Here is a 21,630-nt window from a genome sequence, read left to right as displayed (position 1 = left end):
CGAAACGACATGCGTATTGCGGCAGGTTTGATCTTCGCTGGCGCGGTTGCGCTGTGTGCATCAGGCGTAGCATGGTCGCAGACCCCTGCTACCAAAAGCGCGGCAACGCCGCAGGCCGCGGCTTCGCCGGCTCCCGCAGCGGCGCCAATTCCCGCCGCGGCGCCAGCGCCGGCAAAAGCGGCTTGCGCAAATCCCGACGCGCTCGGGATTGCCCGCACCGTTGAAATCGACACCACCGGCGGACCCGGATTCGGTTTCGAACACTTCAAGCAACTCGATTTCCTCCGCGACCACGAAGTGGTGCTGACCTTCGACGACGGCCCATGGCTGGCCAATACGCCCTCGGTGCTGAAAACCCTGGCGGACGAATGCACCACCGGCATCTTCTTTCCGATCGGTAAGCACGCGACTTACTATCCGGAAATCCTGAAACAGGTCCTCGCAGCCGGTCACACCATCGGATCCCATACCTGGTCGCACGCGACGCTCACCAACAAGAAGCTGAGCGAGGACCAGCGCAAGGACGAGATCGAAAAAGGCTTCAGCGCGGTGAAATGGGCGCTCGGCGGCGTTTCGCCGGCGCCGTTCTTCCGCTTCCCGGCGCTGCAGCATCCGCCGGAAATGGTGACCTATCTTGGCACCCGGAATATCGCGATGTTCTCCTGCGACCTCGACTCGTTCGATTTCAAGGCACGCAACGCGCAGCAGGTGATCGATGTCACGATGAAGAAGCTCAATGAGAAGGGCAAGGGCATCATCCTGATGCACGATTTCCACAAGCACACCGCGGAAGCCTTGCCCGCCTTGCTGCGCCAACTCAAAGCCGGCGGCTACAAGGTCGTCAAAATGATCCCCAAGGCGCCCGTGCAGACGCTGCCGCAGTACGACGAAGAGCTTTTGAAGGAAGCCAAGCTGCCCACCGTCAGCGGCCGTCCGGTTTCCAGCGTCGTGCAGACGATTTCGGAATAGAATTCGCCGCGCGCGACGATATCGATGCCGGGCTTGCGCATTGAAGGCTACGTCATCGTCTCGGCGGACGGCATGCTGGCGAACGCCGATCGCGTGATGCCGGAGGAATTGAAGTTCGAGGGCGACAAGCGGTTCTTCACGGCCGCCCTCGATCGCGCCGACCTGATCGTGCACGGCCGGCATTCTCATGAAGGCCAGGCGAATTCACCGCAGCGAAAGCGGGTTGTCCTGACCCGGAGCATCGGCACAATCGCGCCCGACCCGTCGAATCCCAGGGCCACCCTGTGGAATCCCGCGGGAACATCGTTTGAATTCGCCTGCGAGCTGGCTGGGGTGCGTTCCGGCACCGTCGCGATCATTGGCGGGCCGGCCGTGTTCGGAATGTTTATGGACCGCTACGACACGTTCTGGCTGTCGCAGGCGCCGCTCGTGCTGTTGCCGGGCGGTGAACCATGCTTCCCCGGTGTGCCCCGGCATTCACCGCAGGAAATTCTGGCCGCGCACGGCATGAGCCCCGGTGATGCCCAAATCCTCGACGCCGCCCATGGCGTCAGCGTCACGCCGTGGCGGCGCGCAGCCTAAGCGTGATGAGAGGAAGTTAGATTGAGCTGCGACGCAGCGGAACTTTACCTCTCCCATAGGGCCCATAGGGAGAGGTCGGCGCGTAGCGCCGGGTGAGGGGTTACCGTGTATCGGTGGTGCAGCACCCCCCTCACCCGATTTGCTGCGCAAATCGACCTCTCCCCGCTGGGGAGAGGTGAAGGGCACACCGATTCAAATTAGAATCATCTTGCTTTAGACCTCATAGGCCGGTTCGACCGCCCGCGACACCCGGCCGTATCCTGCGATCATGAACAAGGCGCCGATGATCGACAGGTTTTTCAAGGCCTCCATCAGGGTCTTGGCGTTTTCGGGCGGCGACTGATTCCAGAAGTCGTGGAAGTAGAACGTGGCCGCGGCCACGAAGAAAATCAAAATAATGGCAAAGAACCGCGCACCGAAATTAAGCGCAATCATCAATCCGCTGATGATCTCGAACGCTCCGACGGCGATCGCGAGCATTTGCGGCGTCGACATTCCCGTCATCGTTTCCAGCTGCGTCGCATAGGGAGCAAGCAGTGCCGGAATGACGACCTTGGCGGAGATAAACTCGGAAGTGGCCTGAATGGCGAAAAGCTTGGTTGCGCCCGAGTAGATAAACAGCACCGCGAACAAAATTCGTCCGAAAGTAATAAACGCTGGCATGGTCGGCCTCACTGAATGCTGCAAATGCGAAAGTCGCAATACGATGGAACGATTATGGGCGTTCCGCTTCGGCTTTTCAAACAGTCAAATCGATACCGCAGCGCGCCAACCCCGCGCGACCGGAACTCACAACGCTCTCATCGATCTAGCCGAACAGGCTCGGCTGCTGGCGGCTGGCTCGCTCCTGGGCCTCGACGGCGGCGACCGCGGTCATGTTGAGAACGCCACGCGCGGTCACCGACGGGGTGAGGATATGCGCCGGACGTGACGGGCCGATGAGAATCGGCCCGACCGGGAGTGCGTCGGCCAGCGACTTGATCATCTGATAGGCGACGTTGGCGGTATCGAGGTTCGGCATGATCAGGATATTGGCGACGCCTTCGAGCTTCGAATGCGGCAGGATCAGCGCCCGGGCGGCTTCCGACAGCGCGGTGTCGCCCTGCATTTCCCCGTCGGCCTCGATTTCCGGATGGTTCTGCTTCAGAAGCGCGGTGGCGCGGCGCATTTTGCGCGAGGATTCGGTGTCATAGCTGCCGAAATCGGAATGCGAGACGAAGGCGATCTTGGGCTTGAGATTGAATCGCTGGACGTGGATCGCCGCCAGCGCCGCCATTTCCGCAAGCTCCTCGGCGTTCGGGTTCGGCCGCACCTGGGTATCCGCGATGAAGTAGGCGCCCTTGCTGGTGATCATCAACGCCAGCGCCGCGAAATCGCTCACGCCGGGCAGGAAGCCGATGATCTCGCGGACATGGCGCAGATGGCTCATGTAGCGGCCTTCGACGCCGCAGATCATCGCATCGGCCTCGCCGCGGATCACCGCGAGGGCTGCGATCACGGTGGCATTGGTGCGCACCACCGTGCGCGCGGCATCGGGGGTGACGCCATGCCGGCCGGCGACATCGATATAGGATTGAACGTAGGATCGGTAGCGCGGATCGTCCTCGGGATTAATCAGGTCGAAATCCTGGCCGGCCTTGATGGAGAGCCCGAACTTCTTGATCCGCGCTTCGACCACCGAGGGACGTCCGACCAGAATCGGCCGCGCCAGCTTTTCCTCCAGAACGACCTGGGTCGCGTGCAGGACACGCTCGTCCTCGCCTTCGGCATAGATCACCCGCACCGGCTGGGTCTTCGCCTTGGCGAATACCGGCTTCATGACAAGGCCGGAGCGGAACACGAGGCGCTCCAGTTGCGCGCTATAGTCCTCGAAGTTGGCAATCGGCCGGGTGGCGACGCCCGACTCCATCGCCGCTTTTGCGACCGCCGGCGCGATGCGCAGGATCAGCCGCGGATCGAACGGGCTCGGAATCAGCGAGCCCGGGCCGAAACCCTGGACTTCGCCGCTGTCGAAGCCGGGCGCGATCGCATCCGACGGCGGATCGCGCGCCAGCTGCGCGATCGCCTCGACCGCGGCATGCTTCATGTCTTCGTTGATCGCGGTGGCGCCGACATCGAGCGCGCCGCGGAAGATGAACGGAAAGCACAGGACGTTGTTGACCTGATTGGGAAAGTCGGAACGGCCGGTGCAGATCATCGCATCGGGGCGCGCTTTTCGGGCTTCATCCGGCATGATTTCCGGGGTCGGATTGGCCAGCGCCATCACCAGCGGCTTGTCCGCCATCTGCTTGACCATGTCAGGCGTCAACACATTTGGCGCCGACAGACCGAGGAAAATGTCGGCGCCGCCGATCACCTCCGCCAGCGTGCGCTTGTCGGTCTTTTGCGCGTAGACGGACTTCCAGCGGTCCATCAGCGTGTTGCGGCCCTCGTGCACCACGCCGTCGATATCGCAGACCCAGATATTCTTGCGCTGCGCGCCGAGCGAAACCAGCAGATTGAGACAGGCGATCGCCGCCGCCCCTGCCCCCGACGTCACGATCTTGACGTCCTTGAGGTTCTTGCCATTGAGCAACAGAGCATTGGTGATCGCGGCGCCGACGATGATGGCGGTGCCATGCTGATCGTCGTGGAATACCGGGATCTTCATGCGCGCCTTGAGCTGCGCCTCGATCTCGAAACACTCCGGACCCTTGATGTCCTCCAGATTGATGCCGCCGAATGTCGGCTCCAGCGCGGCTACGGTTTCGACCACGCGCTCGATGGTGTCGGCGGCGATCTCGATGTCGAACACGTCGATGCCGGCGAACTTCTTGAACAGAACCGCCTTGCCCTCCATCACCGGCTTCGATGCCAGGGGTCCGATATTGCCGAGCCCAAGCACCGCGGTGCCGTTGGAGACCACCGCGACCAGATTGGCGCGGATGGTGAGCGATGCGGCCTCCGCCGGATTGGCTGATATCGCCATGCAGGCCGCAGCCACCCCCGGCGAATAGGCCAGCGCGAGGTCGCGCTGGTTGGCGAGCGGCTTGATGGCTTGAATCTCAAGCTTGCCCGGCCGCGGCAGCCGGTGATAGGCGAGCGCCGCGGAATGGAGGTCTTCAGAATAGGACGCCATGGATTCCTTCCGCGGCTTCCCCGACTCAGGCTTCGGTGACTGGCTCATGGGAGATCAGCTTTGCGGCAGATTGAGTCGGATGTGAAGCTCGCGCAACTGCTTCGGCGTCACCTCTGAAGGTGCGCCCATCAGCAGGTCTTCGGCACGCTGGTTCATCGGAAACAGCGAGATTTCGCGCAAGTTCGTGGTGCCGCACAGAAGCATGACGATGCGATCGACACCGGCAGCCATGCCGCCATGCGGCGGCGCGCCATACTGGAACGCGCGGTACATGCCGCCGAAGCGCTCGACGACGTCTTTCTCGCCATAGCCCGCGATCTCGAACGCCTTCACCATGGCCTCGGGCCGATGATTGCGGATGCCGCCGGAGGCGATCTCGTAGCCGTTGCAGGTGATGTCGTACTGAAACGCCTTGATGGTCAGCGGGTCCTGCCCGTTCAATGCATCCAGACCGCCCTGCGGCATCGAAAACGGATTGTGCGAGAAGTCGACCTTCTTGTCTTCCTCGTTGTACTCGTACATCGGGAAGTCGACGATCCAGGCGAGTTCGAACCGCTCCTTGTCGATCAGGTTCAACTCTTCGCCGAGTTTGGTTCTCGCCAATCCGGCAAACTTCCAGAATTTGTCGGGATCGCCGGCAACAAAGAACGCGGCATCGCCCTCTTTCAGTCCGAGTTGCGCGCGAATCGCCGCTGTCCGCTCGGGGCCGATGTTGTTGGCAAGGGGACCTGCGCCCTCGCCGCCCTCGCGCCACATGATGTAACCGAGCCCGGGCTGGCCCTCGCCCTGCGCCCAGGAATTCATCCGGTCGCAGAACGCGCGGCTGCCGCCGCCGGGTCCGGGAATGGCCCAGACCTGATTCTTGGGATCTTCCAGCATCCGCGCGAACACCTTGAAGCCGGAGCCGCGGAAATGCTCGGAGACCTCCTGGATCACCAACGGATTGCGCAAATCCGGCTTGTCGCTGCCGTATTTGCGCAACGCTTCCGCGAACGGAATCCGCGGCCAGGACTTTGTCACGGGCTTGCCCTTGGCAAACTCCTCGAACACGCCCGATATCACCGGCTCGACGGCTGCGAAAACATCGTCCTGCTCGACGAAGCTCATCTCGAGGTCGAGCTGATAAAACTCGCCGGGCAACCGGTCGGCGCGCGGGTCCTCGTCGCGGAAACAGGGCGCGATCTGGAAGTAGCGATCGAAGCCGGACATCATCAGAAGCTGCTTGTACTGCTGCGGCGCCTGCGGCAGCGCGTAGAATTTCCCCGGGTGGATTCGTGAGGGTACCAGGAAGTCGCGCGCCCCTTCCGGCGACGACGCCGTCAGGATCGGGGTCTGGAATTCGAAGAAGCCCTGATCCTTCATGCGTTTCCGCATGGCATCGACGATCGCGCCGCGGGTCATGATGTTCTGGTGCAGCTTCTCGCGACGCAGGTCGAGGAAACGGTATTTAAGCCTTATGTCCTCAGGATATTCCTGCTCGCCGAACACCGGCAGCGGCAGTTCGCCGGCCGGCCCGAGCACCTCGATTTCGCTGACGTAAAGCTCGACCGCGCCGGTCGGCAAATCGGGATTCTCGGTCCCGGCGGGACGGCGGCGCACCTTGCCGTCGATCCGCACCACCCATTCCGAGCGCAGTTTCTCGGCATCCTTGAAGGCCGGCGAATCCGGGTCGGCGACGCATTGCGTCAGGCCGTAATGGTCGCGCAGATCGATGAACAGCACGCCGCCATGGTCGCGAATGCGATGGCACCAGCCGGACAGCCGAACCGTCTGGTCGATATGGCTCTCGCGAAGTGCGCCGCAGGTATGGGACCGGTAACGATGCATGGAAATCCTGGAAGCCGATGTCGGAGGATGAATCGGGAGGCCAAGGCCTAGCCCGCGAAGCGCGTCAGGGTTTACCCGAGGCGAACCGGCGCGGCAACCAACTGCAGGTCAAAAACGAAGCCCTCCGCCAATGCCCGAAGGTCGAAAAGTGACGGAAAAACAACAGCGCCCTTGGACGGGCCGGCAAACCGATTGTCTAATTCCTGGCCATGCCTATCTTGAGGCCCATGACGGTCCATTTCCCCTTCCAAAATACCTATGCGGCGCTGCCGGCGAGCTTTTTCGCGCGGGTCGCACCGACACCCGTGGCGTCGCCGAGGCTGATCAAGCTGAACCGCCCTTTGGCGAAGCACCTCGGCCTCGATCCGGACTGGCTCGAGAGCCCGGAAGGAGCCGAAATCCTCGCCGGCAAGCGCGTTCCCGATGGGGCCGAACCGATCGCGATGGCCTATGCCGGGCACCAGTTCGGTCACTTCGTGCCCCAACTCGGTGACGGTCGCGCCATCCTGCTCGGCGAGGTCATCGACGCGGATGGGGTCCGCCGTGACATTCAACTCAAGGGATCCGGCCCGACCCCATTTTCACGCCGCGGCGACGGCCGCGCGGCGCTCGGCCCGGTGCTGCGCGAATACATCGTCAGCGAGGCGATGGCCGCGCTCGGCATTCCCACGACGCGATCGCTCGCCGCCGTCATGACCGGCGAGAGCGTGCTGCGCGAGACGCCGTTGCCCGGTGCCGTCCTCACCCGCGTCGCGTCCAGCCACATTCGGGTCGGAACGTTCCAGTATTTCGCGGCGCGCGGCGACACCGAGGGCGTGCGGCGACTGGCGGATCACGTCATCGGCCGGCACTATCCGCAATTGGCGAACGTTGACCGCCCCTATCATGCGCTGCTGGAGGCCGTGATCGGACGGCAGGCCGAACTGGTCGCACGCTGGCTGCTGGTTGGCTTCATCCACGGCGTCATGAATACCGACAACACCTCGATTTCCGGCGAGACCATCGATTACGGCCCATGCGCTTTCATGGACCATTACGATCCGGCAACCGTGTTCAGCTCGATCGACGAACAGGGCCGCTACGCCTACGCCAACCAGCCGCGGATCGCGCTCTGGAACCTGACGCGGCTTGCTGAATGCCTGTTGCCACTATTTTCCGACGATCAGGAAAAGGCGATATCAGAGGCCCAGTCGGCCCTCTCCGACTTCGCCGAAAGGTTCAGCAGCGCCTATCAGGCGGGCCTGCGAAGCAAGCTCGGACTGTTCACCGTGCGCGACGGTGACCCGGCGCTGGCGCAAGACCTCTTGGACGCGATGGCCAAAAATCAGGCCGACTTCACGCTGACGTTCAGGCGTTTGAGCGACGCCGCGCTCGATCCAGCCGACGGTCGCGGTGTCCGGCAATTGTTCGCCGACCCCACCGGCTATGACGAATGGGCCGCGCGCTGGCGGCAGCGGATCGGCGACGAGCCGCAAGATCCCGCCGCGCGGCGGGCGGCGATGCGCGCCGTCAATCCCGCCTTCATTCCAAGAAACCACCGGGTAGAGGCCGTGATCGAAGCCGCGGTGAACCGGGACGATTTTGCGCTGTTCGAAGAGCTACTGGCGGTGCTGTCCAAGCCGTATGAAGACCAGCCGGCATTGTCAGGTTATGGCGACCCGCCCGAACCGCATCAACGCGTGCTGCAAACGTTTTGCGGCACGTGAATCGTTAACCCTCCCGCCCAACATTCGCCACCGTTTCCGGCCCCATGGGCCGGGAATTAACAGACGGTCAATGGCTTCCTTACAAATCTACCGGTTTGTTGGGGGAATTGTCGTGGACGCGTTGGTGTTTGAATTCATGGGCGTGGCGATGCTCGCGCTTTGCCTCGTTGTGCTTGCCGTTCCCGCGCGGCGACCGCGTGGCCGGCGCGTCAGCGACTACTGATCGAACCCCATTTTCGGAACCAAGGATCCGGCCGTCGCCGGCCGCGTTCCGGGCCTGAGTCCCGGCAAAAAGCCGGGTTCCGCCGCAAATGCAAGCCTCGAATTCGTCGCAGGACCCTTGACATATAAGCGCTTTCGGCAGAACGCCCTTTCAGAAGCGTTAATGGACCGTTCATGGATCTGATTACCACTACCTCGGAACTGACAGCGGCATGCAGCCGCCTCGCGAAACACCCGGTCATCACCGTCGATACCGAATTCCTGCGTGAGACGACGTATTACCCCCTGCTCTGCGTGGTGCAGATGGCGAGCGCAGACGAAGCGGTCGTGGTCGATACGCTCGCCAAAGACATCGATCTCAAACCGTTCTTCGCCCTGATGGCCGACGAGAACGTGCTGAAGGTTTTCCACGCCGCCCGTCAGGATATCGAAATCGTCTGGCACCAGGCCGGGATCGTTCCGCACCCGATCTTCGACACCCAGGTTGCGGCCATGGTGCTCGGCTACGGCGACTCCATCGCCTACGACCAGCTGGTCGAGCGCATCACCGGCCATCGGCCGGACAAGACCCACCGCTTCACCGACTGGTCGCGCCGGCCGCTGACCGACGAGCAGACGCATTACGCGGTCTCCGACGTCACCCACTTGCGCGACGTGTTCGCGGCGCTGGACGCCGATCTCAAAAAACGCGGCCGCAGCGATTGGGTCAGCGAGGAAATGGAGGTTCTGACTTCGCCGAGAACCTACGACTTTCACCCCGAACGCGCATGGGAGCGGCTGAAGACCCGCGTCCGCAAGCCGAAGGAGCTTGCGGTGCTGATGGAAGTCGCGGCGTGGCGCGAACAGGAGGCGCAGAGCCGCGACGTGCCGCGCAGCCGCGTTCTGAAGGACGATGCGGTCGGCGACATCGCCACCCACGCGCCGACCAGCCTCGAACGGCTCGCCAATTTGCGCTCGCTGCCAAAGGGCTTTGACCGCTCGAAATGGGGCGCCGATATCGTCGCAGCCGTGCAGCGCGGCGTCGCCCGCGATCCCGCCGGCCTGCCGAAAATCGAAAAGCCGCGCGGCAATTCAAACGGCGCGGCAATCGTCGAACTGTTGAAGGTTCTGCTGCGGATGACGTCGGAACGCCACGCCGTCGCCAGCAAGGTGATTGCCACCGTCGACGATCTCGAACAGATCGCGGCTGACGATCATGCCGATGTCGCCGCGCTGCGCGGCTGGCGCCGGGAACTGTTCGGCGAGGCGGCGCTGTCGCTGAAACATGGCCGGCTGGCGCTTGCGATCGAAAAGGGCCGGGTTGTCAGGGTCGATCGAAACTGACGTCCCTGCTCCGGCGCCCGCGAAACTTCGTCATACCGCGATCTTGCCGCCGGCTCCGATCAACTCGGCGCTTTCCTGAATCGCGGCGAAGTTGCTGATCACCTTGACGACCGCCTGCTTGTATGAAGCGGCGTCGCCGACCCCGGGACGCCTGCAGGCGACGGCATCGCTGACGATCTGATAACGGTGGCTGCGGTGGAACCCGTCGACGGCGGTCGACAGAATGGTTTCATCCAGCGAAAATCCGGACACAACGCAGCGAATGTTTCTCATGTTCGACATGTATTCGGCGAACCGCGTTGAACTATAGGCCGAGGGCAGCGGATGCTCGAAGGTGAGTTCTCCCGGTCTCGGTTTAAGCTCCGCGATCCAATCCGTCAGGTTCGATGCCGGATTGAACCACGCGGCATGGGCGATCCGTTTCAGATGCAGCACCGGCCAGAGGTTGTCGCGCCAAAGCGTCATCAATTCGAGGCAGCGCGAGGTAATCGCCTCGGCGTCCGAGATGACGTGGCTGCGGCCTTCGGTAAGATACTCGGTCTGAAGATCGGCGCAGACCAGGATCGGCGGATCGTCATGCATGGAAGCCATCATTTTTGATTCCTGGTCATGTGCCCGCGAAATTCACGCCGTGCGCAGCGGAGAAGACGCCCCGCGGTCCGATGAGACGTCGAGAACGCCGGGCCTGTCCCAATCGCCCTCGGGCCGGATGATCACGTAGGGATCGCTATCGAGCGTAATGGCATCGGCGACCGGTTCGAGATCAAGGACCATTTCGGTGTAGGAAAAATCGGAAAAAGTGAGCTTGCGGTTGTGGCCGAGCGGCTTGGCGCCGAAATGCGACCAGAAGTTGACCAGACGGTCTTGCGCGTGGCCATAGACCTTCTTGAACCCCTTGCGCTTGATGTATTCGAAGCTCGCCTGCACCAGCTTGAACGATATGCGCGACCGGCGGAACTGATGACGGACCGCGAGACGTTCGATCTTCGCAAACTCGCCAAAAAATCGCACCCGAAGGCAGGCCGCCGGTTCAGCTCCAATAAATCCGATGAAATGCGCCGCGACCAGATCGTTGCCGTCGAATTCCTCGTCGATCGGGCAATCCTGTTCGGCCAGATAGACGGCAGCGCGAATGGCGGCCACTAGCATGAGGTCGTTGGGATCGCGCGCGATCCGGATCGAAATCGAGCGCGAATCCGGTTTGGCCGACAATGGACGTCTAGTGCCGTGCATCTCCAAAACTCCTTGCTGATGTGATCGCCCGCACGTCGGACGAACCACGATTCCATGGCCGCTGGTAACGCCAGAGGTCGGGCTGGAAGCTCGATATCGGCTCGAAGCCTATGGCGATCAGCAGATCGCGACCCGCTGTTGTCGATGGCTGGGCGAAATGATCAGCGCTGATAAATCGCGGTTTCCTCAGATGTCGCGCGACGTTTGCCAATCCGGCAACGGCACGCCCGTGGCATACGAGGGCCCAGACATAAATAGCCGAGACGTCTTCATCGTGCCGCGCCAAAAATTCATGGCTTGGGAACTTCAGATCGATGCCGCCGAGCAAAAGAGCTTCGAGGCCCCGGCCGTTAAGATGCAGGAACGCGATTCCGCCGAGCAGCTTTCCCGCCCGTTCGAAGGCAAAAATCGCCTCCGGATCGCGGTGCAGGAATTGAGCAAGCCCAGCTTCCGAAATGCTGACCCCTGGAATCTCCCGATGGGCGATGGCGACCAGATCGGTCAGTTGCGGAACCGTCGCCAGATGCACGGTGATCGACGAGGTTGGCGACAGGCTGTCCAACTCATGTCGAGGCACAAAATCCCCACTTCCTCGCAGAACACTATCCATCTATGGTCCCATGCGTGTATCGACTATCATACCTGACGGGGACAACGGGTATGCAGCAAGGTTTGCAGCGGGGTGCTGCACTAATGCAGCGCAGGAAAATCGAAGAAAATCTCAACGCGTCATGGGAAGATTTGCGGGCGTTTCTTCTCTGCACACGTCATCAAAGTTTCAGGAATGCCGCCGAAGTGCTCGGGCTGACCGGGACGACGCTGATGCGCAAGATCGACAGGCTCGAAGAAGAACTGGGATTCAAACTCTTCTTGCGCGACCAATCGGGCCTGTCGCTGAGCGACGAAGGACGGGCATTACTGTTCGATGTTGAACAGATGGAACGTCTCAGCTTCAACATCTTTCGTCGCGCATCGATGTCGACGGAGATAAACGGTTCGGTCCGTGTCGCCGTGACAGAGGGACCCGGCATTTCCTGGGTCCTCCCCAGACTGATCGATTTTCAGAAAACCTACCGAAATATCATGGTCGATCTTCGCTGCGCGATGGAACAGGCCGACGTCTCGCGCCTGGAGGCCGATATCTCCATCCAGCTCGCGCGACCGACAAATCCGGACCTCATTGTTACGAGGCTCGGGAGGCTCCACATTTATGCATTCGCGTCCGAGGCATACCGCGATGCCTTCGGGCTGCCAAAATCTCTTTCCGAACTCAGGAATCACCGGATCGTCAAGCAACATGGCGTGCAACTCGACGAGACCGGCTATGCGCGAATTTTGGGATTGGAATCGCTGGAAGGGATCGTCGGCATATCGACAAATTCCAGTGTCGCGGTTCTCTACGCTATCGAGCGAGGCGCCGGGATCGGATTTCTGCCGACGTCGGTAATGGCGCTCGGCGCGCCTCTGGTTCCGATCGATCTCGGAATCAATTATCACATGGATTTGTGGCTTACCTACCACAAGGAGTTTCGCAACTCCGATCGACACAAGATCGTAATTGATTGGCTCAAGAAGATATTCGATCCAAAGGCGTACCCGTGTTTCCGCGATGAGTTTATTCATCCGAATGATCTCGTACCGCTGATGGCGGAGCAGAGACGCAACTTCGGTCTTCAGGGATACGCGGCCGCCGGGCTGGCCAGGAGAAGCGACCTGGATTGATCCAGGACGCCGCCGATCAGCCGCGCTACCACTTCAATTCGACGCCTAGCGTCCCCTGGTGCGACTGCAGCGCAGTGCGGAACTTGCCGTCATAGTTGATGTAGAGGCGCGCGGTGTTGCTCAGGTTGAGCGATGCTGACGCGCCGGCATCCGCGCCATACCGGCTTTCGCCGATACCCTGCACGATGATGCTCTCGGTGCCGAGGCTGACCGTCATCGCGCTGAAATCCTGCGAGACATTGTCGACGAACTTGCCGTAAGCCGACAGGTCGAAAATCTTTCGGTCGAAAATCCAGTAGTGCCCGATCTCCGCGCCCATCAGGATGCGGGAGCGCTCGGCCGTTGCACCGCTCGCCGTCAACGGATCGAGACCGCTGGCCTCCTGCAGCGACCCGGTCGCGGAGCGCACATATTCGAACGCCGCCTTCGGCACGATGCGGCTCTGGTCCATGTTCCAGTAGTAGCTGAGCTCGGTGAGCGCACCGTCGGTCTGGGCGCTGTAGCGGGCGCTGGCGATGCCGAAGCCGGTGTCGCGGCTCGAATTGACGTTGCCAAATCCATGGACCAGCGCGATAGCCCAGGTCCACGGCCCCTTATCCACCGAGGCGTTGAAGCCGAACTGGGTGAGATCGAGCGTCGCCGACTGCAGCGCCAGGGGAACGTCGATCGCGGTACGGCTTTGGTCAACTGAAAAGCCGACGTTGACGCCCGGTGCAACCAGCGCGCCGAGCCCTGCGACGCCGCCCCAGGTCTGGCGGTGGTCGCCGACAAAATCGCCTTGCGCGCCGGCCCTCGCCGAAATTCCGTAGGCTTCCCCCCAGGTCCGGAAACGCGGTTCGTCAGTGGCTTCGGAGCCACCGCCGCCGCCCGGATTGTTTCGCGAGGCGCGGCCGAAACCATTGGTTGCCTGGTCTCCAAGGCGCTCCAGGAAATTGCTGCCGAGGTTGGTCACGGCGGCGCCGGCCGAGAGATCGGAATTGACGGCCGTTGGTGTTGGAACGGCCGTCGGTGACGGCGCTGGCCTAGCAGCGAGCGTCGCAGCCGGCGAAGACGTTTGGGCTTGCGCCGAAGACGACGCAGCGGCATTGGCCAGGATGAGGACCAAAACCGTGGCGATGGCCGTCGCGAGGCTGCCGCCTATCCTGGTCTTCCTTGCTCGCGAAGGCCGCGATGCGCAGCACATCAATGCTATTCCCAAAAGCTGCGCCAACGCGACAAATACCTAAAAAAATCCCCGGCGGCCGGCGCCGATTTGCCCTGAGTTCTCCGGGAGCGTCAATCGGTCATGGTCCTTCGCGAGCAGCGATTGCTGAACGTTGTTGTTCTGCCGCCACAGGTCGTAAGGGGACGATCGCACCACTGACGCGATATGCCAAGCCGGGGCGGAAGCTTGCTAACGAGCAAATTTCGTGTTGCAATATCGGGTACAAACGGATCTAGGCGGCCGTTCTACTGTGCGTTTCGCGACTAGGAAATTGAGCAGACACCCGGAAGCCCGCTTGTGGCGTGGCACGCAAAAAGCGTGGCCGCGTCTTTTTTATGTCTAGACCAGGAGACAGGCGATGCAAAAAGGCACCGTCAAGTGGTTCAACCCGACGAAGGGTTATGGGTTCATCAAGCCGATGGCCGGCGACAAGGACGTATTTGTCCATATCTCGGCGGTCGAGCGTGCCGGACTCTCCACCCTCAACGAAAATCAGGTTGTTGAATATGACCTTGTGGAAAATCGCGGCAAGAGCTCCGCAGAAAACCTGAAGGTCTCTTAAACTTCATTGCGATCCGCGCGAGCGGTCAGTGCACCCCCGGCCCTCGCCGGGGGTTTTTATTTGCCAGCCGTTTATTTCGTAACAGATGATGCGAGCAGCCGCCGCGCGCGCCCGGATGATACCGCGCCCGAAGCGCAACCGGCCCTAGGCTGAGGCGGGCGAGATCAGCGTATCATCAAAGCCAGCGCTGCCCGTCGTTTTGCAGATATCGCCTTCCAGCCGGACCTGGCCGCTGGCGACCAGCCGTAGCGCGTCGGGGTAGATGCGATGTTCGATCTCAAGGATCCGCGCACCCAGCGTCTCCGGCGTATCGTCAACGCGCACCGCGACTGCGCCCTGCATCAGAATCGGACCCGCGTCGGTTTCCGGAATGACGAAATGCACGGTCGCGCCGGATATTTTCACGCCGGCGCGCAACGCCTGCGCCTGCGGTTCGAGACCGGGAAACGACGGCAGCAGCGAGGGATGGATGTTGAGCATGCGGCCGTACCAGCGCTGCACGAATGCGGCGGTCAACAACCGCATGAAACCGCCGAGGCAGATCAGGTCGACCCGGTGTTCGTCCAGGGCCGACTGCAGAACCGCCTCGAACGCCGCACGATCCGCCCCGAACGGCTTGCTCTCGATGGTAAGTGTCGCGATGCCGCTCGACTTTGCTTTCTCGAGACCGCCGGCGTCAGCGCGATTGGAAATCACAACGACGATCTCGGCCGGAAAAGCTTCTTCTTTGGATGCCTCGATCAGGGCAACCATATTCGATCCGCGTCCGGAGATCAGGATTGCGACACGGCGCTTCATGGCCTCACCACGCCAAATCGAGATGACCGTTATAAACCACGCGATGCTCGCCCTCTGCGGGGATCACCTCGCCGAGCAGCGCGACGCTCTCGCCGGCCTCGGTGAGAATGTCGCTGACCTGTTCGATGGCGTCCGGTTTCACGATCGCGATCATGCCGATGCCGCAATTGAAGGTGCGCAGCAGTTCGAGTTCGGCGATGCCCCCCTGCTCTGCCAGCCACTTGAAGACCGGCAGCACCGGAAGCCGCGCAAGGTCGATCCCGACGCCGAGATGCTTGGGCAGCACGCGCGGAATATTGTCGGTGAAGCCGCCGCCGGTGATATGCGCAAGACCCTTGACCGCGTCGGTCTCGCGGATCGCGCGCAGGCACGACCTCACATAGAGCCGCGTCGGCGCCAGCAGCGCGCCGCCCAGCGTCATGACCGGCGAAAACGGCGCCTGCGCTCCAAAACCAAGGCCGGAGGTTTCGACGATCTTGCGGACCAGCGAAAATCCGTTGGAGTGAACGCCCGAGGAGGCAAGACCGATCACCGCGTCGCCGGCTGCGATATCGGGCCGCGGCAACAGCGTGCCGCGTTCGGCCGCACCGACCGCAAAGCCTGCGAGATCGTAGTCGCCGTCCTTGTAGAGACCGGGCATTTCTGCGGTCTCGCCTCCGATCAGCGCGCAGCCGGATTCACGGCAGCCCTCGGCTACGCCTGCCACGATGGCGGCGGCGGCCTCTGGATCGAGCTTGCCGCACGCGAAATAATCCAGAAAAAACAGCGGCTCGGCGCCCTGCACCACGAGGTCATTGACCGACATCGCCACCAGGTCCACCCCGATGCCGCCATGCAGGCCGGTCTCGATGGCGATCTTGACCTTGGTGCCGACGCCATCGGTGGCGGCGACCAGCACCGGATCCTTGAAGCCCGCGGCCTTGAGATCGAACAACCCGCCGAACCCGCCGATTTCGGCGTCGGCACCCGCGCGGGCGGTGGCACGAACCATCGGTTTGATGAGATCGACCAGACGATTGCCCGCATCAATATCGACGCCCGAATCCGCGTAAGTGAGCCCGTTTTTGCGGTCGATCATGGCCTGTTCCAGATGATGGCGGCTGGTTACGTCGGATTCCGCTCATGCGCAATGGCTCGCAAGCGGCACGCGCTTATACTATGTAGACAGGAACCGGTTCGGGCTGCAAAGGGCCGGATCTTTCGCGAAGTCGGGCCGGTAGCCGGGAAGCGCCGAGTGAGTATTCCGAATATCATTACCCTGGGCCGCATCCTGCTGGTGCCGTTCATCGTCTGGGCCATCGCCTCCAGCCAGATGGAAATCGCATTCGCGATTTTCGTTATCGCCGGAGTGAGCGATGCGGTCGACGGCTTTCTCGCCAAACGCTTCAATATGGCAAGCGACCTGGGGGCGCTGCTCGACCCGCTGGCGGACAAGGCGCTCCTGGTCTCGATCTACGTGGCGCTCGGAATCTGGGGCGCGGTGCCGCGCTGGATCGTCATCCTCGTGGTCTCGCGCGACATCATGATCGTCACCGCCGTGATTGTGTCATGGTTGTTCGGCAAGCCGATCCCGATGAAGCCGTTGATGGTGTCCAAGCTCAACACGGCAGCACAGGTGGCATTCGCGGCATTGGTGCTCGCAGCCCTCGGCTTCGGCTTCAACCCGACGCCGTATGATCTGATCCTGATGGGCTTTGTAACGGTGTTTACTTTGGTTTCCGTATCCCTCTATCTCGTGGAGTGGGTGCGGCACATGAGCACGATCGAAGCAACCTAGACCGTGTAACCGTGCGCCGGTCGATTTCCGGCATGGAGACTTGCGTGGCAGGCCGCGTTCAACCCCGTCAGCTGGCGTTCGCGCTGCCGCATGCCGAGAGCCTTACGCGCGATAATTTTCTCGAAGGGCCGGCCAACGCCGCAGGCCTGGCACTGGTCGACAGCTGGCCCGACTGGCCGAACCGGACCATGCTGCTGGTTGGACCGGAAGGTTCCGGCAAGAGCCATCTCGCCGCCATTTGGGCCGAGCAAGCGGGCGGACGCTCGACATCGGCGCATGCGCTGACCGCAACCGCAGTGCCCGGGGCGCTGGCGACCGGGGCACTGGTCGTGGAGGATTTGAAATCTTCGGACTTCGATGAACGGGCGCTGTTCCACCTGCTGAATCTGGCGCGGGAAGAAGAGGCCTTCGTTCTGATCACCGCGCGGCTGCCGCCGTCGGCGTTTCAGGTTGAGCTGCGCGATCTGCGGTCGCGTCTGCGCGCCGTGCCGACGGTATCGCTGTTGCCGCCTGACGATCAGCTGTTTCGCGCGCTGATCGTCAAGTTCTGCGCAGACCGTCAACTGAGCGTCGATGAGACCGTGGTGAGTTACCTCACAACCAGGATCGAGCGGTCGTATGCGGCCGTGCGGCAGGCCGTCGAACTCCTCGACACCGAAGCCTTGCGGCTCGGCCGGCCGGTGACCCGGGCGCTGGCGGCTGAATTGCTGCGCAATAGTTGATCTGCAAGGCTGTCTCGCATCTTGACGGCGCGGGCGGCGGGAACATCAATGTCATTGAAACGTCATCGCGATAACACATGGTTTGCGCTGTTGTTGTCCGGAATCGCGCTACCGTCTGCATTGGATGGATCAAAGCTTCATGGAATCCGCGCAAGCTATTGTAATTAAAGAGAAAGAACTGGATGTAGAGGTTGGCCCAGCGATGGGTTCCAGCCCCGAACGCTTCATCAATCGCGAGCTTTCCTGGCTCCACTTCAACCGCCGGGTGTTGGAGGAATCGGTCAATCCCGGCCATCCCGCGCTCGAGCGGGTGCGATTTCTGTCGATTTCCGCCAATAACCTTGATGAATTCTTCATGGTCCGCGTCGCCGGCATCAAGGCCCAGGTGCGCGAGGGCATTGCCGAGCGCAGTCCGGACGGCCTCACCCCCTCCGAGCAGCTCGTCCTCATCAACGAAGCGGTTTCCCATCTCGCCACCGATCAACAGGCGATCTGGCGCGATCTGCGCGGCATCCTCGCCGAGGTGGGTATCATCCTCGTCGATGGCCGCGACGTCAGCAAGACCGAGCGATCCTGGATCGAGGATCATTTCCTCCGCAATATTTTCCCGTTGCTGACGCCGCTCGCGATCGATCCGGCGCACCCATTTCCGTTCATCCCGAGCCTTGGATTTACCATCGCGCTGCATCTGGCACGGGATTCCGACGGCAAGCCGATGAACGCGCTCATTCGTATGCCGGGCAAGATCGATCGCTTCATTCGTATGCCCTCGGGCAAGGACGGCGCGGTGCGGCTGATTACACTGGAACAGGCCACCGGACTGTTCATCGGTCGGCTGTTCCCCGGCTATACCGTCAAAGGCCAGGGTGCTTTCCGCATCATCAGGGATTCCGAACTCGAAATCGAGGAAGAGGCCGAAGATCTGGTTCGGCTGTTCGAAACCGCGCTGAAGCGGCGGCGCCGGGGATCGGTGATCCGGCTCGAAATCGAAGCCAAGATGCCGGAGGAACTGCGCGCTTTCGTGCAGCGCGCGCTTTCCACCACCGACGACGAGGTGCTGCTGGTCGACGGCGTGCTGGCGATGAACGAGTTGTCGCAACTGACCCGGCTCGACCGGCCCGATCTCGAATTCGTTCCCTATGTGCCGCGTCATCCCGAACGCGTGCGCGATCATGGCGGCGACATCTTCGCCGCGATCCGGCAAAAGGATCTGATCGTCCATCATCCCTATGAATCGTTCGATGTCGTGGTGCAGTTCCTGCAGCAGGCCGCCCGCGACCCCGACGTGGTCGCCATCAAGCAGACGCTCTATCGCACCTCGAACAACTCGCCGATCGTGCGGGCGCTGGCGGAGGCCGCGGAGGCCGGAAAGTCGGTGACCGCGCTGATCGAGCTCAAGGCGCGGTTCGATGAGGAAGCCAACATCCGCTGGGCGCGCGATCTCGAACGCGCCGGCGTACAGGTCGTGTACGGATTTCTCGAACTGAAAACCCACGCCAAGCTGTCGCTGATCGTGCGCCGCGAAGGCGGCAGCCTCACGACCTACGTCCATACCGGCACCGGGAACTATCATCCGGTCACCGCGCGCATCTACACCGATCTGTCCTATTTCACGTCCGATCCGATCATCGGGCGCGACGCCGCGCGGGTCTTCAACTACATCACGGGCTACGCGGAACCGAGCGATATCGAGAAGATGGCGGTATCGCCGCTCACCCTGCGCAAGCGCATGCTCGAACATATTCGCGGCGAGACCAGCCATGCCCATCATGGCAGGCCGGCGGCGATCTGGATGAAGATGAACTCGCTGGTCGATCCCGATATCATCGACGCGCTCTACGAAGCGTCGCAAGCCGGCGTGTCGATCGAACTGGTGGTGCGCGGCATTTGCTGCCTGCGGCCCGGGATTCCCGGACTGTCAGAAAATATCCGCGTCAAATCGATCATCGGCCGTTTCCTCGAACATGGCCGAATCTACTGCTTCGGCATGGGACAAGGGCTGCCCGGCGCCAAGGCGGCGGTGTATATCTCGTCGGCCGACATGATGCCGCGCAACCTCGACCGGCGTGTCGAAATCCTCTGTCCGCTGCAAAATCCCACGGTGCATCAGCAGGTTCTCGAGCAGATCATGGTCGCGAATCTGAAGGATAACGAACAGAGCTGGCAGTTGTTGCCGGATGGATCGTCAACGCGTATGAAGGCCGCCAAGGGCGAGGAGCCCTTCAACCTGCACAATTATTTCATGACGAATCCGAGTCTGTCAGGCCGTGGAAAGTCGCTCAAGGAATCTTCGCCGCGCCGCCTCACGCGCCGTACCGAACGCCAGCATTCATCATAAGGGGTCTTTCCGGTGAAGCGACCGCGCAAGCGCGCACCCAGCGTCGCGGTCATCGACATCGGCTCGAATTCGGTGCGTCTCGTCGTCTATGAATCGATGGCGCGCAGCCTCGTCACGATTTTCAACGAGAAGGCCCTGTGCGGCCTCGGCCGCGAGGTCCAGACCACCGGGCTGCTGGCGCCGGACGCCGTCGCCAAGGCCCTGACGTCGCTAAGGCGCTTTCGTGCGCTGTGCCGGGTGATGAAAGTCGGCCGCGTGCACGCGATCGCCACCGCTGCCTGCCGCGACGCCACCAACGGCCCCGACTTCATCGCCAAGGCCGAAAGCATCTGCGGCGTCCCGATCGAAATCCTGTCCGGTCCGCGCGAAGCGAAATTGTCGGCGCTCGGCGTTGTGTCAGGCATTCACAAGCCGGACGGCATTGTCGGCGATCTCGGTGGCGGTTCGCTGGAACTGATCGACGTGCGAGGCAACCGCGTTCACAGCGGGGTGACGCTGCCGCTTGGAAGTCTGGCGTTACAGGATTTATCGCACAAATCGCTGAAACGCGCCGAACGTATCGTCAAAACCGAACTTTCCGACGTGGCCCAGCTCAAGGCCGGCGGCGGCCGGGCGTTTTACGCGGTCGGCGGAACGTGGCGGGCGCTGGCGCGCATCCATATCGTCCAGAGCGGTTATCCGCTGCGGGTGATGCACGGCTATTCGATATCGGCGCCGCAAGCGCTCGATTTCGCCCGGCGCCTGCGCCGTCTGGCCTCGGCGAACATGCTGGCCAACATCGAAGTCGTCGCCGACGCACGACGGCCGCTGTTGACCTATGCGGCGCTCGTTCTCGAATACATCATCCGGGTCGCCAAACCGAAGACCATCGTCTTTTCGACCTTCGGGGTGCGCGAGGGCCTGCTCTACGAGATGCTGCCGCAGAACGAACGCTCCAAGGACGGCCTGATCTGCGCCGCGCAGGAGCTGAACGAGTTGTTGTCGCGGTCGGCGCGCCATGCCGAAGAACTGATCGAATGGACCGATCGTCTGGCACGGGTCGTCAAGTTGCGGGAGACCGACGAAGATCGCCGTCTGCGCCATGCCGCTTGCCTGCTGTCCGACATCGGATGGCGGGTACATCCGGATTACCGCGGCGAGCAGACGCTCAATCTCATCACCAATGGAAATTTCGGCTGCATCAGCCATCAAGGCCGGGCGTTTGTCGCGCTGTCGGTGTTCTACCGCTATGCCGGCCTGGGCGAACAAAATGAACCGCCGGCGATCATTCGGGAGTTGGTGCCGCCGGCCATGGTCGAGCGTGCCCGCCTGCTCGGCGCGGCCTTTCGCGTCGCCCATCTGATATCGGCGGCGCGGCCCGGCGTATTGCCGGCAACCCACTTCCGAAGCCAGGGCCGCAAGCTGATGCTGGTGTTCGAGCACCGAATGGTCGACCTCGTCGCCGATCGCGTCGGCAGCCGTTTCAAGCAGCTGGCGCGGCTGGTCGGGCGATCTGGATCGATCGTGAGGCGCTGAGACCGCCGCCTG

At 62.1% G+C, this 21,630-nt stretch carries 19 protein-coding genes; 10 read left to right on the top strand and 9 right to left on the bottom strand.

From position 1 onward, the window contains the following. Positions 1-9 precede the first annotated feature (9 nt). Both B5527_RS16025 and B5527_RS16020 read left to right on the top strand, forming a co-directional pair. Positions 10-969: a polysaccharide deacetylase family protein gene (locus tag B5527_RS16025; protein WP_079602374.1), complete on the top strand. Its 960-nt coding sequence runs from the start codon at positions 10-12 to the stop codon at positions 967-969. A gap of 24 nt (positions 970-993) precedes the next feature. Beyond that, entirely contained in the window at positions 994-1,551 is a 558-nt protein-coding gene (locus B5527_RS16020) for a dihydrofolate reductase (RefSeq protein ID WP_079602373.1), read from the top strand. Between the two features lie 213 nt (positions 1,552-1,764). Here the strand turns inward: B5527_RS16020 and B5527_RS16015 are convergent, their stop codons facing one another. The 3 genes from B5527_RS16015 to aspS form a co-directional block, all read right to left on the bottom strand. Continuing rightward, entirely contained in the window at positions 1,765-2,214 is a 450-nt protein-coding gene (locus B5527_RS16015) for a DoxX family protein (RefSeq protein WP_079602371.1), read from the bottom strand. Positions 2,215-2,359: 145 nt separating this feature from the next. Beyond that, complete coding sequence (locus B5527_RS16010; protein WP_079607314.1) at positions 2,360-4,669, bottom strand: NADP-dependent malic enzyme; 2,310 nt, start codon at positions 4,667-4,669, stop codon at positions 2,360-2,362. Between the two features lie 54 nt (positions 4,670-4,723). Next, a complete protein-coding gene (gene aspS, locus B5527_RS16005) occupies positions 4,724-6,496 on the bottom strand; it encodes an aspartate--tRNA ligase (RefSeq protein ID WP_079602370.1) in 1,773 nt (590 codons plus the stop codon). Positions 6,497-6,723: 227 nt separating this feature from the next. On the opposite strand from aspS, the gene B5527_RS16000 reads away from it, so the two are divergent. After that, positions 6,724-8,202 carry a protein adenylyltransferase SelO gene (locus tag B5527_RS16000; RefSeq protein ID WP_079602368.1) on the top strand — a complete coding sequence of 493 codons (1,479 nt, stop codon included), beginning with the start codon at positions 6,724-6,726 and terminating at the stop codon, positions 8,200-8,202. 396 nt (positions 8,203-8,598) lie between these two features. After that, positions 8,599-9,747, top strand: coding sequence for a ribonuclease D (rnd, locus tag B5527_RS15995; RefSeq protein WP_079602367.1), 1,149 nt, complete (start codon positions 8,599-8,601; stop codon positions 9,745-9,747). 30 nt (positions 9,748-9,777) lie between these two features. Here the strand turns inward: rnd and B5527_RS15990 are convergent, their stop codons facing one another. From B5527_RS15990 to B5527_RS15980, 3 genes are read right to left on the bottom strand one after another with little or no spacing between them, the layout of a single operon-like run. Next, positions 9,778-10,341 carry a cysteine hydrolase family protein gene (locus B5527_RS15990; RefSeq protein WP_079602365.1) on the bottom strand — a complete coding sequence of 188 codons (564 nt, stop codon included), beginning with the start codon at positions 10,339-10,341 and terminating at the stop codon, positions 9,778-9,780. Between the two features lie 30 nt (positions 10,342-10,371). Further along, on the bottom strand, positions 10,372-10,980 hold the full coding sequence (locus tag B5527_RS15985) for a GNAT family N-acetyltransferase (protein WP_079602364.1): 609 nt from the start codon (positions 10,978-10,980) through the stop codon (positions 10,372-10,374). After that, positions 10,967-11,542, bottom strand: a complete 576-nt coding sequence (locus B5527_RS15980) for a hypothetical protein (RefSeq protein WP_245332619.1) — start codon at positions 11,540-11,542, stop codon at positions 10,967-10,969. Before B5527_RS15980 ends, B5527_RS15985 begins: the two co-directional genes overlap by 14 nt. A 98-nt stretch (positions 11,543-11,640) precedes the next feature. Here B5527_RS15980 and B5527_RS15975 point away from each other — a divergent pair, with 98 nt between their 5' ends. Further along, complete coding sequence (locus tag B5527_RS15975) at positions 11,641-12,702, top strand: LysR family transcriptional regulator (protein WP_079602361.1); 1,062 nt, start codon at positions 11,641-11,643, stop codon at positions 12,700-12,702. A 25-nt stretch (positions 12,703-12,727) separates the two neighbouring features. Here the strand turns inward: B5527_RS15975 and B5527_RS15970 are convergent, their stop codons facing one another. After that, positions 12,728-13,885, bottom strand: a complete 1,158-nt coding sequence (locus tag B5527_RS15970) for an autotransporter outer membrane beta-barrel domain-containing protein (protein ID WP_079602359.1) — start codon at positions 13,883-13,885, stop codon at positions 12,728-12,730. A 379-nt stretch (positions 13,886-14,264) separates the two neighbouring features. On the opposite strand from B5527_RS15970, the gene B5527_RS15965 reads away from it, so the two are divergent. After that, positions 14,265-14,468, top strand: a complete 204-nt coding sequence (locus tag B5527_RS15965; protein ID WP_079602358.1) for a cold-shock protein — start codon at positions 14,265-14,267, stop codon at positions 14,466-14,468. 144 nt (positions 14,469-14,612) lie between these two features. On the opposite strand, the gene purN is transcribed toward B5527_RS15965, so the two are convergent. Both purN and purM read right to left on the bottom strand, forming a co-directional pair. Beyond that, a complete protein-coding gene (gene purN / locus B5527_RS15960; RefSeq protein WP_079602356.1) occupies positions 14,613-15,266 on the bottom strand; it encodes a phosphoribosylglycinamide formyltransferase in 654 nt (217 codons plus the stop codon). Positions 15,267-15,270: 4 nt separating this feature from the next. Continuing rightward, entirely contained in the window at positions 15,271-16,344 is a 1,074-nt protein-coding gene (purM, locus tag B5527_RS15955; protein WP_079602355.1) for a phosphoribosylformylglycinamidine cyclo-ligase, read from the bottom strand. 156 nt (positions 16,345-16,500) lie between these two features. On the opposite strand from purM, the gene B5527_RS15950 reads away from it, so the two are divergent. The 4 genes from B5527_RS15950 (at position 16,501) to ppx (ending at position 21,618) form a co-directional block, all read left to right on the top strand. Continuing rightward, the gene (locus B5527_RS15950) at positions 16,501-17,043 is read left to right on the top strand and encodes a CDP-alcohol phosphatidyltransferase family protein (protein ID WP_079602353.1); all 543 of its coding nucleotides are present in this window, start codon (positions 16,501-16,503) and stop codon (positions 17,041-17,043) included. Between the two features lie 44 nt (positions 17,044-17,087). Continuing rightward, positions 17,088-17,765, top strand: coding sequence for a DnaA ATPase domain-containing protein (locus B5527_RS15945; RefSeq protein ID WP_079607313.1), 678 nt, complete (start codon positions 17,088-17,090; stop codon positions 17,763-17,765). A 139-nt stretch (positions 17,766-17,904) separates the two neighbouring features. Next, complete coding sequence (locus tag B5527_RS15940; RefSeq protein WP_079607312.1) at positions 17,905-20,103, top strand: RNA degradosome polyphosphate kinase; 2,199 nt, start codon at positions 17,905-17,907, stop codon at positions 20,101-20,103. 12 nt (positions 20,104-20,115) lie between these two features. After that, complete coding sequence (gene ppx, locus B5527_RS15935) at positions 20,116-21,618, top strand: exopolyphosphatase (protein WP_079602352.1); 1,503 nt, start codon at positions 20,116-20,118, stop codon at positions 21,616-21,618. The last annotated feature ends 12 nt before the right edge of the window (positions 21,619-21,630 follow it).

The sequence above is a fragment of the Bradyrhizobium erythrophlei genome, from assembly GCF_900129425.1.
GTDB lineage: Bacteria > Pseudomonadota > Alphaproteobacteria > Rhizobiales > Xanthobacteraceae > Bradyrhizobium > Bradyrhizobium erythrophlei_C.
Note: the sequence above shows the minus strand (reverse complement) of the source record. Positions and strands in the feature narration are given on the sequence as shown.